General features: G+C 54.9%; 17 protein-coding genes and 1 riboswitch. Of the genes, 11 read left to right on the forward strand and 6 right to left on the reverse strand.

The genetic code is table 11. The features are described from left to right. Positions 1–23 precede the first annotated feature (23 nt). The 3 genes from CEK60_RS16820 to CEK60_RS16830 are packed head-to-tail and all read left to right on the forward strand — an operon-like array spanning position 24 to position 2,758. Positions 24–758 carry a metal ABC transporter ATP-binding protein gene (locus CEK60_RS16820; protein WP_089039994.1) on the forward strand — a complete coding sequence of 245 codons (735 nt, stop codon included), beginning with the start codon at positions 24–26 and terminating at the stop codon, positions 756–758. After that, positions 742–1,632, forward strand: a complete 891-nt coding sequence (locus CEK60_RS16825; protein WP_089039995.1) for a metal ABC transporter permease — start codon at positions 742–744, stop codon at positions 1,630–1,632. Before CEK60_RS16820 ends, CEK60_RS16825 begins: the two co-directional genes overlap by 17 nt. A gap of 28 nt (positions 1,633–1,660) precedes the next feature. Then, on the forward strand, positions 1,661–2,758 hold the full coding sequence (locus CEK60_RS16830) for a metal ABC transporter solute-binding protein, Zn/Mn family (RefSeq protein ID WP_089039996.1): 1,098 nt from the start codon (positions 1,661–1,663) through the stop codon (positions 2,756–2,758). 96 nt (positions 2,759–2,854) lie between these two features. Here CEK60_RS16830 and CEK60_RS16835 read toward each other — a convergent pair whose 3' ends face one another. Beyond that, positions 2,855–3,730 carry a LysR family transcriptional regulator gene (locus tag CEK60_RS16835; RefSeq protein ID WP_089039997.1) on the reverse strand — a complete coding sequence of 292 codons (876 nt, stop codon included), beginning with the start codon at positions 3,728–3,730 and terminating at the stop codon, positions 2,855–2,857. 158 nt (positions 3,731–3,888) lie between these two features. Between CEK60_RS16835 and ampC the strand changes: the two genes are divergently transcribed. Both ampC and CEK60_RS16845 read left to right on the forward strand, forming a co-directional pair. Continuing rightward, positions 3,889–5,052: a class C beta-lactamase gene (gene ampC / locus CEK60_RS16840; protein WP_232471526.1), complete on the forward strand. Its 1,164-nt coding sequence runs from the start codon at positions 3,889–3,891 to the stop codon at positions 5,050–5,052. A gap of 105 nt (positions 5,053–5,157) precedes the next feature. Continuing rightward, on the forward strand, positions 5,158–5,850 hold the full coding sequence (locus tag CEK60_RS16845) for a cupin domain-containing protein (protein WP_089039999.1): 693 nt from the start codon (positions 5,158–5,160) through the stop codon (positions 5,848–5,850). Positions 5,851–5,871: 21 nt separating this feature from the next. Here the strand turns inward: CEK60_RS16845 and CEK60_RS16850 are convergent, their stop codons facing one another. Both CEK60_RS16850 and gloA read right to left on the reverse strand, forming a co-directional pair. After that, on the reverse strand, positions 5,872–6,237 hold the full coding sequence (locus CEK60_RS16850; protein WP_089040000.1) for a DUF6164 family protein: 366 nt from the start codon (positions 6,235–6,237) through the stop codon (positions 5,872–5,874). 1 nt (position 6,238) lies between these two features. Next, positions 6,239–6,772: a lactoylglutathione lyase gene (gloA, locus tag CEK60_RS16855; protein WP_089040001.1), complete on the reverse strand. Its 534-nt coding sequence runs from the start codon at positions 6,770–6,772 to the stop codon at positions 6,239–6,241. A gap of 244 nt (positions 6,773–7,016) precedes the next feature. Between gloA and CEK60_RS16860 the strand changes: the two genes are divergently transcribed. The 6 genes from CEK60_RS16860 (at position 7,017) to CEK60_RS16885 (ending at position 11,175) form a co-directional block, all read left to right on the forward strand. Continuing rightward, positions 7,017–7,361, forward strand: a complete 345-nt coding sequence (locus CEK60_RS16860; RefSeq protein WP_089040002.1) for a hypothetical protein — start codon at positions 7,017–7,019, stop codon at positions 7,359–7,361. Between the two features lie 55 nt (positions 7,362–7,416). After that, positions 7,417–7,512: riboswitch (TPP riboswitch) on the forward strand. Positions 7,513–7,536: 24 nt separating this feature from the next. Continuing rightward, the gene (gene thiM / locus CEK60_RS16865; protein WP_089040003.1) at positions 7,537–8,346 is read left to right on the forward strand and encodes a hydroxyethylthiazole kinase; all 810 of its coding nucleotides are present in this window, start codon (positions 7,537–7,539) and stop codon (positions 8,344–8,346) included. Further along, entirely contained in the window at positions 8,336–8,950 is a 615-nt protein-coding gene (gene thiE / locus CEK60_RS16870) for a thiamine phosphate synthase (protein ID WP_089040004.1), read from the forward strand. The genes thiM and thiE overlap by 11 nt, the downstream gene beginning before the upstream one ends. Next, the gene (locus CEK60_RS16875; protein ID WP_089040005.1) at positions 8,947–9,867 is read left to right on the forward strand and encodes a LysR family transcriptional regulator; all 921 of its coding nucleotides are present in this window, start codon (positions 8,947–8,949) and stop codon (positions 9,865–9,867) included. The genes thiE and CEK60_RS16875 overlap by 4 nt, the downstream gene beginning before the upstream one ends. Positions 9,868–9,958: 91 nt before the next feature. Beyond that, positions 9,959–10,366 (forward strand): DoxX family protein, encoded by a 408-nt coding sequence (locus CEK60_RS16880; protein ID WP_089040006.1) that lies wholly within the window; start codon positions 9,959–9,961, stop codon positions 10,364–10,366. A 71-nt stretch (positions 10,367–10,437) separates the two neighbouring features. After that, positions 10,438–11,175 (forward strand): DODA-type extradiol aromatic ring-opening family dioxygenase, encoded by a 738-nt coding sequence (locus tag CEK60_RS16885; RefSeq protein ID WP_089040007.1) that lies wholly within the window; start codon positions 10,438–10,440, stop codon positions 11,173–11,175. Here CEK60_RS16885 and CEK60_RS16890 read toward each other — a convergent pair. The 3 genes from CEK60_RS16890 to rplQ all read right to left on the reverse strand — a co-directional run bounded on the left by CEK60_RS16890 (position 11,172) and on the right by rplQ (position 14,168). Further along, entirely contained in the window at positions 11,172–12,047 is an 876-nt protein-coding gene (locus CEK60_RS16890) for a DMT family transporter (protein WP_232471395.1), read from the reverse strand. The genes CEK60_RS16885 and CEK60_RS16890 overlap by 4 nt on opposite strands. 104 nt (positions 12,048–12,151) lie before the next feature. After that, complete coding sequence (locus CEK60_RS16895) at positions 12,152–13,576, reverse strand: serine hydrolase (protein ID WP_089040009.1); 1,425 nt, start codon at positions 13,574–13,576, stop codon at positions 12,152–12,154. A 205-nt stretch (positions 13,577–13,781) separates the two neighbouring features. Continuing rightward, the gene (rplQ, locus tag CEK60_RS16900; RefSeq protein WP_009723880.1) at positions 13,782–14,168 is read right to left on the reverse strand and encodes a 50S ribosomal protein L17; all 387 of its coding nucleotides are present in this window, start codon (positions 14,166–14,168) and stop codon (positions 13,782–13,784) included. Positions 14,169–14,186 lie beyond the last annotated feature (18 nt).

Genomic DNA, 14,186 nt, shown 5'->3' on the forward strand with positions numbered 1-14,186 from the left:
TTGTGGGCAAGTGGGTGGCCGCTATGAGTGAGCGTTCACTTTCACGCCTGCAACTGCATGACTTGCACCTTGCCCAAGGCGGGCGCACGGTACTTGAGCATGTCGATGGTGACATAAAACCCGGTGCTATTACGGCGCTTATCGGCGCTAACGGGGCGGGCAAAAGCACGTTGATCCAGGCGATTATGGGTGAACTGCGGCCTATTAGCGGCAAAGTGATTTGCACCGTTGATAAAGCACGCCGCGCATGGTTACCGCAGCAATTGGCGCTGGACCTTACTTTTCCGATGAGCGTGGAAGAGTTGGTGATGACCGGCAGTTGGCCAAGCCACGGGGCGTTAAAAGGCTACTGTGCGGCGCATTATCGCAAGGGTCGCGACATCATGGCGCGCCTAGGTATTTCTCATTTGGCCCACCGCCCTTTGGGTGAGCTTTCCGGCGGCCAGCGCCAGCGGGCACTGATTGGCCGTACGCTGATGCAGGAAGCGGAGCTTTTGTTACTGGATGAGCCGTTTGCCAACGTGGATAGCGATACGGTGGATATTTTGATCCGTATTTTGCGCCAAATGGCCGATGAAGGCGTGACCATCATTATTGTGCTGCACGATATGGATCATCTGAGCCACCTAGCCGATGAAGTATTAATGCTAAACGGTGGCCATGGTCGCTGGGTCGCGCCTAGCGCGCTTAACCACCAACATGCATCGGCCAAGGTCGTGCCGTTTGCTTTGGGAGGTCGTCATGCTGGCACTGCTTGATGCGTGGTTTGTTGCGCCTTTCGATTATGGCTTTATGCGGCGTGCGGTCGTGGGTGGCTTGGCACTTTCGCTTGCTGCTCCTCCGCTGGGCGTGTTTTTGGTGCTACGGGGCATGAGCCTGATTGGCGATGCAATGGCCCACGCTATTTTGCCTGGGGTGGCGCTGGGCTTTTTACTCGCCGGGTTCTCTCTGCCGGTGATGAGCGCCGGGGGCGTTCTGTTCGGCGTGATGGTGGCGTTACTTGCCGGTGCTGTGTCGAAAATGGGCGGCCAGCGAGAAGATGCGGCTATGGCGAGTTTTTTTATTATCTCGCTAGCGGCCGGGGTATTACTCATTTCTATGGGTGGCAGCAGCGTGGATTTAACCCATGTGCTGTTCGGCTCAATTTTGGCGATTAACTCCACAGCACTACTGCTCATTGCCTCTATCAGCACGCTGATTGTGATTATTCTGGCGATCATTTTCCGCGCGTTGGTCGTGGAGTGTTTAGACCCGCTGTTTTTACGCGGGCAAAGCCGCCGTAGCAGTTGGGTACATAGCGTTTTTTTAGGGCTATTGGTGCTGAATTTAACCGCGGGTTTCCAAACCTTGGGCACGTTAATGGCGGTGGGCTTAATGATGCTGCCTGCCACTGCGGCGCGGTTTTGGAGTAAGCGGCTGGAAGGCTTGATAGGTATTGCCGTGGTATTGGCCATGATCGCCAGTACCGGCGGGCTATTGATTTCGTTTCATCTTGATACCCCGTCAGGGCCGAGCATTATTTTGCTGGCTGGGGTGGGTTATCTACTGTCGGCACTGTTCGGCCGCTATCACAGCTTAGCCGCTAAGCTGCGGCGCAAGACAACGCCGCTGGCGCTTGAACAGTCGCCATAACTCTTTGTTATTTTTGAAGGAGCGTTGTATGTCGCTTTTCTCTTCATCGCGCTGGTGGGTGGGTGTTTCAGCCATGCTGGCATTGCCTGCAGCAATGGCTAACGACCGTGTTCAGGTAGTTACCAGCTTCTCTATCCTGGCTGACATGGTCGAAAACGTGGGCGGAGAGCACGTTGACGTAACGTCGCTTGTCGGCCCTGACGGCGATGCCCATGTTTATTCGCCAAGCCCAGGCGACGCCCGCGCGCTGGCCAGCGCAGATGTGGTGGTCTTTAACGGACTGCTGTTTGAGGGCTGGATGGAGCGTTTGATTGAGTCTAGCGACTATACGGGTGCATTGGTCACCGCAACCAATGGCATTCAACCCCGCGCCTTTGCCAAACACGATCATGAAGAACACGGCCATGACGATCATGGACACGACGACCATGGCCACGACGACCATGGCCACGACGACCATGGCCACGACGACCATGGCCACGACGACCATGGCCACGAGCACGACGAGCACGATCACAGTGAACATGACCATGGTGATGACGACCCTCACGCATGGCAGGATCTACAGCAGGCAAAGGTCTACGTTACCAATATTCGCGATGGCTTAATCGAAGCAGACAGCGCCAATGCTGAAAGTTATCAAGCAAATGCTGAGCGCTATTTAGCGACAATAGACGAGGCTGATCATGAAATTCGTGATTTGCTGAGCGATATTCCCGCTTCGGCCAGCGTGATTACCGGCCATGATTCGTTTGGTTATTTCTCAAATACTTATGGGGTGAACTTTCTTTCCCCTGTCGGCCTATCTACCGAAGCTGACCCCAGCGGCGCCAGCATGGCCGCGCTTGTGGATGTCATCGAACAGGAAAACGTGCAGGCGCTGTTCCACGAGAACATGACCAACCAAGCCATCATTAATCAGCTGGCCGAAGAAACTGGTCTGCCGATTGCTGGCACACTGTATGCCGATGCGCTGGCGAGTGAGGGTGAAGCCGGCACTTACTTAGGCATGATGCGTCATAACGCGAACGTGCTCCACTCAGCATTAGCTGAACCGGGCCATGATGACCACGACCACGACCACGACCACGACCACGACCACGACCACAGCGAGCATACTCACTAAGCGGTCATGGCAACTTTCTTATCGCAAATATTGGATCACATGGGCGTTTGGCCAAGGATGGCCTGGCGTCAGCGTCTCACTAAAAGAGCCTGCACCTCAGGCGTTGGTTGCTGTCATTAACCATTCTCGGAAGGCAGCCATCGCGTGAGTTTCTGCGCGTGACTGCAGCCGAGTGAGCCAGTAACCTCCCAAACTGACGGAGATATCGAACGGCTGTTGCAGTTCGCCACTGGTCAAGTGTCGGGAAAACATCAGCGGGGGCGCCAGTGCTACCCCAGCCCCTTGCAGGGCCGCTTCCACCATAGCGATGGAAGAGTCAAACACAATGCTTTTCGTCATCGGCAAGCTGCCAGGCAGCCCTGCCGCCAATAACCACTCGGTCCATTCGTCGGCGCGATAAGAGCGCAGCCAGGTCTCGCCTAATACATCGGCGGGGGTAGTGAGCCGCGCAGCGATAGCGGGGGTGCACATGACCGATAGCGACGCTGGCAACAGTGGCTGCGCTGCGGTTCCATGCCAAGCGCCCGTTCCAAAGCGGATAGCAATATCAAGGCCTTCGCTAGCTAAATCCGCGCGATTGTTATGGGTGGAAAGCCGTAAATCGACGAAGGGATATTTTTTCTGAAAATCTTCTAGCCTTGGCAGCAACCAGCCGACGGCAAAGGTACCTACCACACCAACGTTTAATACTTCCCGATAGCTACTCTCACCGAGCTGATCCAGGGTATGCGCCATCTGGTCGAACGAGCTTTTAAGCACTGGCAGCAGCAGTTCTCCCTCTTGGGTCAGCATAAGCCCTCGTGGCAAGCGTATGAACAGCGGCACCTGCAGCTGACTTTCAAGCAGCTTAACCTGATGGCTGACAGCAGCCTGGGTCACACACAGCTCTTCTGCGGCACGCGTAAAGTTCAAATGTCTGGCCGATGCCTCAAAGGCACGCAGCGCCTTCAGCGGCAAGTAGGGACGCACCACCTTGACCCCCAAATTTTTCTAATGGCTTATGCAAAATATCGCTGTTTGTGAATTGCCGCAGCGCGCCGTAAGTTAACCACCGTCACGGACTTTGCGTCTGGCAATAACTTCCCACCTTCTCTCGGCATTAATCACAACAGGATTTTGGTATGCGTAAGATGTTAGCAGCAAAAACCCACCTTTTCATGGCTACTTCTCTGCTATTTAGCAGCTCAGCTTGGGCGCTTGAAGAGCAGGATAACGCCAGCATTGAGGCTCTGGTGAACGATACTATCGCGCCGTTGATGGCCGAGCATCGCATCCCGGGAATGGCGGTCGCGCTTAGCATTAACGGCCAACAGCACTACTTTAATTATGGCCTCGCCAATCAAGAAGCGGGGATTCCGGTCACCGATGAGACGCTCTTCGAACTCGGCTCTGTCAGCAAGGTTTTTACGGCTGCGCTCGCTGGCTTTGCCCAGGCTAGCGGCGCCCTCTCGCTTTCCGACCCGGCCAGCCGCTACCTGCCGGAACTTGAAGGCAGCGCCTTCGATGAGATCAGCCTGCTGGAACTCGGCACCTATACCGCAGGAGGGCTCCCGCTGCAGTTCCCTGAGTCAGTTCAAAGCGAAGAGGCAATGATCGACTACTATCGCCAATGGCAACCGGAATTCGCCCCTGGCAGCCACCGGCTCTACTCCAACCCAAGCTTGGGCCTGTTCGGTTATCTCGCCGCACAAAGCCTGGGCCAGCCCTTCGAGATGGCGATGAAGGAGGCGCTGCTCGCCCCGCTAAGGCTTGAGCATAGCTACTTTCAGGTGCCCGAAGCACAGCAGGCGCACTATGCCTACGGTTACTCTAAACAGGATGAGCCCATTCGGGTGAACCCAGGCATGCTGGATGCCCAGGCCTACGGATTGAAATCGACTGCCGCAGACGTACTAACGCTGGTGGAAGCCAATATGAGTGGCGCTGGGCTGAATGAGCCACTAAGCCAAGCCTTGGCGGCCACGCGCACGGGGTACTTTGAGGTCCGCAATATGACCCAAGGACTGGGCTGGGAAAGCTATGCCTACCCGGTGGCAATCGACTCGCTGCTGGAAGGCAACTCGCTTGAGGTGGTATTGGAAGCTAACCCTGCCAGCCCTTTGAGTCCTCCATTGCCGCCCAGACAGGAAGCGCTCTACAACAAGACCGGTGCGACCAACGGCTTCGGCGCTTATGTGGCCTTTGTGCCCAGCCAGCAGTTAGGTATTGTTCTGCTGGCAAACCGGAACTACCCAAGTCAGGCGCGTATTCAGGCCGCACACCATATCCTGACAACCCTGGCCGAAGCACCCTAAACAATACCGCCGTTGGGCGGTATTTTTTTGCGTTGCATTTTGTCCCAGGGATGGAGAGACTTGCACTACTGCTGCGAATTTTCATCCCTGCAAAGAGCCAATACCATGCGCCTAAACGCCGATTTTAGCCACTTTGCCAGTGTCACGCCGGATCAGTACCGTTGGGTGGACTCCCCCAGCGCTGGTGTAGAGCGCATGATGCTAGACCGCATTGGCGACGAAGTCGCCAGAGCCACCAGCTTGGTACGCTACGCGCCCAACAGCCAGTTCAATCGCCATACTCATGGTGGTGGTGAAGAAATTTTAGTGCTGGAAGGTGTCTTTGCCGATGAGCATGGCCGTTACCCGGCAGGTAGCTACTTACGCAACCCGATTGGCACTGGTCATACCCCGCAAATAGGCGAAGAAGGCGCACTTATTCTGGTGAAGCTACACCAGTTTGATGAAAACGATATTTTGCAACTGGCCGTGCCTGCCCATAGGCTGCCCTGGCAGCCCGACCGACGGCCAGGTATTACTTACAAAATGCTGCACACCTATAGTTCAAAACAGTATGGCCCAGAGCGAGTCAGCCTAGAGCACTGGGAAGCCGATACACTGGTGTCTTATCCACCGCTTGCCGGTGGTTTAGAGCTGTTTGTGCTGGAAGGCTCTCTACTCAGTGATGAGCAGGAATATGCTACCGGCAGCTGGTGCCGCTACCCAGTAGGTGCGGCACCTCAGTTACGCGCGGGTAATGAAGGCGTGCAGCTTTATCTAAAACGCGGGCACTTAGCCACTATTAAGCTACCCAGCTAATCTACAAAACTGTTTACAAATCTAGCCTACCAAACCAATAAACGGCAGCAGCGTTAATAGGGCGATCAGCACCACGGCGACGATTACCAGTACGACTTGCACGGGGTGGGCAAGGAAGCGCCGCCATAATGTTGGTGCACTGCCACTGGCAACCGCTTCTTCGTGCTCTCGCCGCGCGTTAGCTTGACGCTTTTCCTGATACGCCGCCAATGCCGCTTCAGCGGCCTCGCGCTGAGCGGTGTTACGCAACCAAATGGCATCGACACCCAGGCGAAAAAAGCCCGCCTGGGTTTCATAGACATCAAAGCCCTGCTCATCTAGCAACTGGCGTACTTCCAACGCCTCTTCATCGGTCACGTGGCGTAGCCGAAACAGCAAGTGGGCCATATTAGTCGCCCATGGCTGCCATGCGGTCTGCCTGAATCACTTCGATCCAGTAACCATCTGCATCTTTGACAAAGATAACGTCTTTCATCTTGCCCTGGTCCGCGCGCTTGATGAACGTCACCTCATGCTCATCAAACCATGCCTCGGCAGCTTCTAAGTCAGGCACACTAAAGCAGATATGACCAAACCCTTGAGGCTCAGCGTTACCGTCGTGATAGGCAAAATCCTGCTGATCTTCTGTGCCCCAGTTATGCGTCAATTCCAGCAAGCCTTTCTGACTGAAGGTCCAGGCAGTGCGTGCTTGAGTATCTTCTGGCACGTTATCGCTGCTTTCTATATTGGCTAGGAAGTAGAGCGAAAACTGCATCTCTTCGAAATCCAATCGGCGTAGCACCTGCATTCCAAAGACCTTGGAGTAGAACGCTAGCGCGCGTTCGGGATCCTTCACCCGCAGCATGGTGTGATTTAAGCGAAACCCTTGGGTTTGCGGCGCTACGGGCGCGACGCCGGAATGTTGTTCGCCTTGAAAACTCATTTTGCTCTCCTGTCGCTAATGCTGATCATTGAATCCATTGAGCCTCACTTACCGCTTACCATGAGGGCTTTAGAGCCATAATACCAGCCTTTACAAGCATGTAGGATTCACTAACGCAGTGTCACATTAAGCGCACTGGCAATACTAAACAAAAACCCTACACTTATTATTCATAAACTTTACAAAAAGCAGTTCCCGCAACATGAGCGATGCCCCACCTTTGAGGCGTCCACAGGAGTTTTCCATGACTGCGATTGATATGACCCTCGGTGACCACATAACGTTAAAGCAGTTAGCCCGTGCCATACACAATGGCTTTTCACCGATTGTGGAAGTTGAATCAATGGATGGTATCTATAAGGTTCGCTTCCATCACGCGAACGGTGTCTCTGATTTAACCAATGCTGAGGGTCATGTCAGCACGTTTTTGGGCACCGGTGAAATTCGCGACACCCTTGGACAGCTGGGCCTCACTCATGGAGTGCTTACGTTTGCCGACCAGTGTGGCGATGAAATGATTGGTGTTGAGGGTAAAGCGATGACGCCTGATGAGATGCTCACCTACGGAACACGCATCTCGTTTCGTTGATAGTTGCTCATCGCGCTGCCCAGGCTTTACAGATTGATCTAAGCCAAGGATAGTACCATCACGACAGGGGCGCCCTTGCTTAACGGGCTGAGAAGCACCCTTTGAACCTGAACCGGATAACACCGGCGTAGGGAGTCGTGGTGCAGCTGCATCACCTCCCAGCCGGGAGGATATTATGCCTTCACGCCCACTCGGCGATTATCTCCGCGATATGCGCGCTGCCACACCGCTGGTACATTGCATTACCAACTATGTGGCGATGAATAGCACCGCTAACTTGCTATTGGCGGCAGGTGCTTCCCCCGCCATGCTGCATGCTCAAGAAGAAGTGGCGGAGTTCACGGCTATGTCTGGCGCGCTATCGATTAATATTGGCACCCTCTCTTCCCCTTGGGCTGATGCTATGGCAGTCGCCGCGCGCACTGCTCATGAAAACCATATTCCGTGGGTGCTTGATCCTGTGGCTGTTGGTGCTACCGCATTTCGCCTGCGTGTTTGTGAGACGCTGCTGGCTTATCAGCCTAGCGTTATTCGTGGCAACGCCTCAGAAATTCAAGTACTTAACGGATTAGCCAGCCAAGGGCGTGGGGTCGATGCAACTGCTAGCACCCAAGAAGCTACAGCCGCTGCCATTGCGTTAGCACAGCAACATCGCTGCGTGGTGGCGGTCACTGGCGAGAGCGATTTCATTACCGATGGCACGAATCATTATCGGCTTAAAGGTGGGCACGCACTCATGCCTCGCGTGACTACCTTGGGCTGCGGATTGAGTGCGCTGGTGGCAAGCTTTGTGGCCGCAAACCACGAGCAGCCGCTGGAGGCCAGCTTGGCCGCCTTGGCGTGTTTCAGCATCTCTGGAAGCCGTGCAGGCGAGCAGGCTCAAGGCCCTGGCAGTTTCCAAGTGGCGCTATTGGACGCGCTGTATCAGTTATCCCCTGACGACCTTTCGACCCTTGCTCAATGGGAGGCGGTGCATGCCGTTTGATCTTTCACTCTATTTAGTCACCGATGCGGGTCTATGCGCTGGCATGGGTCTGGAAAAAACGGTTGAAGCTGCTGTGCAGGGCGGCATTACCATGGTGCAATTACGCGATAAACACGCTAGTGACGAGCACATGATCGCCCAGGCCAAGCGTCTCAAAGCGATGTTGGCAGGCAGTGGCGTCCCTCTGATCATTAATGATCGCCTGAACGTGGCGTTCGCCAGCCAAGCGGATGGCTTACATGTCGGGCAAAGCGACACGGCTGTTCAAGCAGCGCGAAGCACGCTCGGCCAGCACGCCATTATCGGGCTTTCAATTAACACCCCAGCCCAACTTCAGGAGGCACCTGTCGAATTGCTCAATTACGTCGGCTTAGGGCCCGTGTTTTCGACTGGCAGTAAACAAGACCACGCCCAGCCCATTGGCTTTGATGGGCTGGCACAGCTTGCCAATGCGTGCCAACTTCCCAGCGTCGCGATTGGCGGGTTAAAAGCTGAACACATTGCTCAAGTGAAAGCCGCTGGGGCAAACGGTGTTGCGGTTATTTCTGCTATTTGTGGCCAGCCAGACCCCCGCCTGGCTGCACAGGCATTCCACGCGCAATGACCCAGTTCGACCATATCGCGGCGTTTGTAAAGGTCGCTGAGCTGGGTAGCTATACCCGCGCGGCCGAGGCGCTAGACCTTTCCCGCACGCGGGTATCCCGCCAAGTGATGGCACTTGAAGCGGCATTGGGTGCTCGGCTTATTCAGCGCACCACCCGGCGGCTGCACCTCACTGAAGCGGGCGAACGCTATCTCGTTCGTGCGCAAAGCATTTTGATCGCTTTGGACGAGGCAGCGGCAGAAATCGGCAGTGGCACCAGTACGGTGAGCGGACAGTTGCGCATCAATGGCCCGATGAGCTTCGGCACACGCTATCTTTCACCGCTGGTTGCACAGTTTATGCAAACGCACCCGGGGCTTGAGGTGCGTTTGGATCTAAACGACCGCCGCGTTGATTTGCTGGAAGAGGGCTACGATGTCGCCATTCGTATTGGCAACCTGCCCGACTCTAGCTTAGTGGCGCGACGGCTCACCCAGTGCCGGATGCTGTTTTGCGCATCACCTGATTACCTCACCAAGCACGGCACGCCGCTGACTAGTGAAGATTTGGCATCTCACCGCTGCCTTCGCTACCGAAGCGGCCAAAACAGTGGCGATTGGCGGATTGGCCATCAACTACTCAGTATTTCTGGCCCCCTAGAGAGTAATAATGGCGATATGCTGACGCATGCAGCTGAAGCGGGCTTAGGGATAGCGCAACAGCCCAGCTTTTTAGTGACCGATAGCATTGCGAACGGGCGTTTAGTGCCGATTCTGCAGAACTTACCGCCGGCGTTGCTAGACATCCATGCGCTTTACCCAGCCCGACGCTATTTACCTGCCAAAGTAGAGCGCTTTATTGAGTTATTGGCGGCGGCGTGGGGTGACCCACCAGTATGGGAAATCGAGCTCGGATTGTCGCCTTTATCGCAACAGTGAAGTGCAAGAACAGTGGATTATCTCAGTGGCTTTCATCTGTAAAGTGGCACTATCGCATCCAACGTGATGCTCGCGACTAAGAGAGACGGCTATGACCACTACTAATACTTCACCACTCACCCTCCATGCCACTGCCTTGCTACGTATCAGCTTGGGCGTGATGGTCTTAGCTCACGGCTTGCTTAAGGTGTTTGTCTTCACCCTGCCAGGCACTGTCAGCTATTTTGAATCCCTGGGCTTACCGGGTGTTCTTGCTTACTTAACCATTGCTGCCGAAGTAGGTGGTGGCCTAGCACTTTTACTGGGCATCTATACTCGTTGGGTAAGCCTTGCTCTAGTCCCCGTACTGTTAGGTGCAGCCTCGGTACACCTGGGTAATGGCTGGCTGTTCTCAAACCCGGGTGGTGGCTGGGAATTCCCTATTTTCTGGACGATTGCTCTGGTGGTACAGGCAGGCCTAGGTGGCGGTAGCGCTGTTGTCAGCCGCAAATTCGCTTAACCGCTCTGCCCGCATTGGCTTCGGCTTGTGCGGGCATCATTAGCCCCCTATAGGCTAACGGAGGTACTAAGATGCTACCCAGCCTGTTTATTTCTCATGGCTCCCCCATGCTGGCGCTGAATAAAACGCCGGCCCACGCTTTCCTACGCGAGCTGGGGAAGCGCCTCTCCCCTCGCGCGGTGGTCGTCGTATCAGCCCACTGGGAGAGTCTCACGCTCAAGGTCAGCACTAGCGCACAACCAGAGACGATTCATGATTTTGGCGGGTTTCCACAAGCTCTTTTCGAGTGCCAGTATCCCGCCCCTGGCAACCCTGAATTGGCTGAACAAATTGCGCTGTTATTGGGTGCCGAACGCGTAGAGCGCGGCCTTGACCACGGCGCTTGGGTACCACTTTCGCTGATGTTTCCGGAGGCCAATGTACCGGTCGTTTCCCTGTCGCTACCTGTGCGCTGGGAAAATGACGCGCTAGTCACGCTCGGCGAACGCCTATCAGCATTGCGAAAAGAAGGGGTTCTGATTATTGGCTCGGGCAGCCTGACCCATAACTTATATGAAACGCTTCCCCAGGGCAGCCCCGCCCCCGCCTGGGTAGATGAGTTTGCCCAGTGGGTGAGCAAGCACATTGCAGCCAATGATCGCCAGGCATTGCTCCACTGGGAGAGTGCTCCAAAAGCGCTGGAAAACCACCCAACCCCAGAGCACTTCCAGCCCTTGCTGGTGGCCATGGGGGCAGGCGGAGATGCAACTCAGTTACACCACAGCATTGAACATGGCGTACTGGCAATGGATGTCTATCAGTTCGCTTAAGCCGTTGGGCGAGGCTTCATCGTCGTGCGGCGGTCATGGTAAGCAATTGCCAACCCGCTGCCCATAATCAGCACACTGCCCACCCATACCCACAGATCCGGCAGCTCTCCCCAGAACCACCAGCCAAGCAGCACCGCCCACAGCATTGCAGTGTAATCGAAGGGAGCGGCAATCGCGGCAGGGGCAAAGCGGAATGCCAGGGTAATAAACGCGGTCGCGCCAATACCCAAAACACCCGAGACCAAAAAGCCAAGCCAGTGCCAGGGTTCTGGGGTTTGCCAAACCCAGGGCAAACTCAGAGCCGTGATGATAAAGGGCACTAACGTCATGTAGAACACCATCGCCCACAGGTGCTCCCGAGCACCATAGCGCCGCGCAGTGATCATCATCAGTGCGTAAAAGAAAGCCGCTCCCAAGAGGGTTAGCGTGCCGAGCTGGAACGCATCGCCACCGGGGCGAACCACAATCAGCACGCCGGCAAAGCCAATTAACGACGCTATTAATACGGGTGGATCAATCCGCTCGCCAAGCAACGGCACTGAAAGCAACGTTACAAACAAGGGCGCCACAAAAGCGATTGCCGTGGCCTCTGCGAGTGGCAACAGGGTTAGCCCCCAGACAAAGAACACCATGGTGGCGGTATAAATCAATCCTCTGAGAAGGTGTACACGTGGGCGCTTGGTATGCAACTTGCGCAACCCGCCTGCAAAATGCGCCAACAGTGCAATGAGCGGTAATGACACGAGCGTACGAAAGAAAATAATCTGTAGCGGCGAATGGACTTCGCCTAGCCACTTCGATACCGCATCACCAAGCGCTAAGAACAGAACCCCTAAGCACATGCATAGGATACCTTTTAACGACGTTGTCACGACGCTCTCCTTTTGCCCTTCGGACACTTTATCAGCCGGGGTTAAACAACTAATAAAAAACCCCGCCAATGTGTCACTGGCGGGGTTGCGGATCTAACGTGGCTTTACAAACTTGCGTTGACCACCATGCACTCCATCCCCTGCGCCTGGAGCGTTCTACAGGCGCGCCTGGCGCGCGCTTCGTCCAAGGCGACAACACGGGCGCGGAATACCGGCGTTTGACCAGCTATGGTATCGATGGCAACCCGCCCTCCCACTTCATGAGGCAGTCGCTGAGCTGCCTGACGTGCCAACTGCTCTGCTCGTGCTTCCTGGCTAAAAGCACCTACCTGGATACCCCAATCACCAGCAGTAACAGACCGTTGGGGCGTAGCAGCCAACTCGCGTTCACGCTCAATAAACGTATTCACCGGGTTTGATGTATGGGTAACCGGACTGCTTGTCGGTGTCTCCATAGAGCGCGCGAGACGATCTTCAATTTCAACAGCCGGTGCAGACGCTGGTGAAGGAGAAAGGGTTGTCGCTGCCAAATTATTCGAAGCCGCTGTATTATTCGAAATCGTTACGTTACTGGCCATGACAGGGCGATTAGAAGCTGGCGGTGTCGACATGGGGCGTTGGCTAGGGGTGCCAGAGCCAGAGAAAGCCATAAACTCACTAGAGAAAGTAGTATTGGCCAGCCATGTTTGCTGGTCACGCAGCGCTGCACGAGCAAAGCTTCGATCTAACAGGTTGGCCATATGAGAATCACGAGATGACCCACTAAAGCCACCCATAACAACACCGACCATGCGGCGATCCCCGTGGACGGCCGTTGTCGCTACATTGAAACCAGATGCACGAATGAAGCCGGTTTTAAGGCCATCTGCACCGGGGTAATTTTTCACTAAGCGGTTATGGCTGGTGTGCCGGGTACCACGATAGGTGAACTCCTGGAGCCCAAAGTAGTGGTAGTACTGTGGGAAGTCCTGCATCACGCGCACAGAGAGTGTCACCATATCCCGTGCCGTGGTGACCTGCTGATCATCAGGTAGACCCGAGGCATTACGGAACGTGGTGGCATTCATGCCTAGCTCGCGCGCTTTTGCGGTCATCAGCTGAGCGAAGCGCTGCTCGCTACCACCTAACGCTTCAGCCACCACGACGGCAACATCATTAGCAGAGCGCACTGCCAACGCACGAATAGCAGAATCAACAGGAATCGTACTACCTGCAGAAAGCCACAGTTTTACAGCAGGCATGGCGGCAGCTTGAGCAGACACAGGAAGCGGCTGATTAAGACTGAGCTGGCCACTCTCCAATGCTTCAAATGTAAGATAAAGCGTCATCATTTTGGTTAACGATGCGGGGTAGCGACGCTCATCGGCATTCTCGGCGTACAGCACCTCTCCGTTTTCCAAATCCACAACAATCCCAGCATAACGCGGATTTGCATGAGCACTCGATATCGTGCTTAGCAGCAATACCATTAACGACAGCGGAAGCCACCAACGCGCGACGATCGTTGCGCATATTCCCCTTGTTGCCATACATGCCCCTTTCTTGTTTTGCTGTGATGTCACACTACCAACCATTAATCTACTTGCCACACTAAGAAATCTAAGACTAGCACGGTAACTCTTCAAGTGAATTAAGAAAGCAGTATAAAAGTTGAAAACGCAATGAAATGCATAGACCAAAAAAAACCGACCCTAAGGGGTCGGCTTTCATTTTGTTGAGCAACAACGCAGAGACTTACTCTTCTGCAGCTGCTTCTTCAACAACCGGACGGTCAACTAGCTCAACGAACGCCATGGGCGCGTTGTCGCCTGTGCGGTAACCGCACTTGAGGATGCGGATGTAACCACCCGGACGCTCGGCATAACGCGGACCTAGCTCGTTGAACAGTTTGCCGACGGCTTCTTTGGAGCGCGTGCGGGCAAATGCCAAACGGCGGTTTGCAACGCTATCCTGCTTGGCTAGGGTAATTAGCGGCTCGATAACGCGACGCAATTCCTTGGCCTTAGGCAGGGTTGTCTTGATGACTTCATGTTCGACCAGCGAGACAGACATGTTCTTGAACATGGCCTGACGATGCGAGCTGGTACGATTCAGATGACGACCACTCTTACGATGACGCATGGTTGTAATTCCTTACCA

The sequence above is a fragment of the Halomonas sp. N3-2A genome, assembly GCF_002216165.1.
Lineage (GTDB): Bacteria > Pseudomonadota > Gammaproteobacteria > Pseudomonadales > Halomonadaceae > Vreelandella.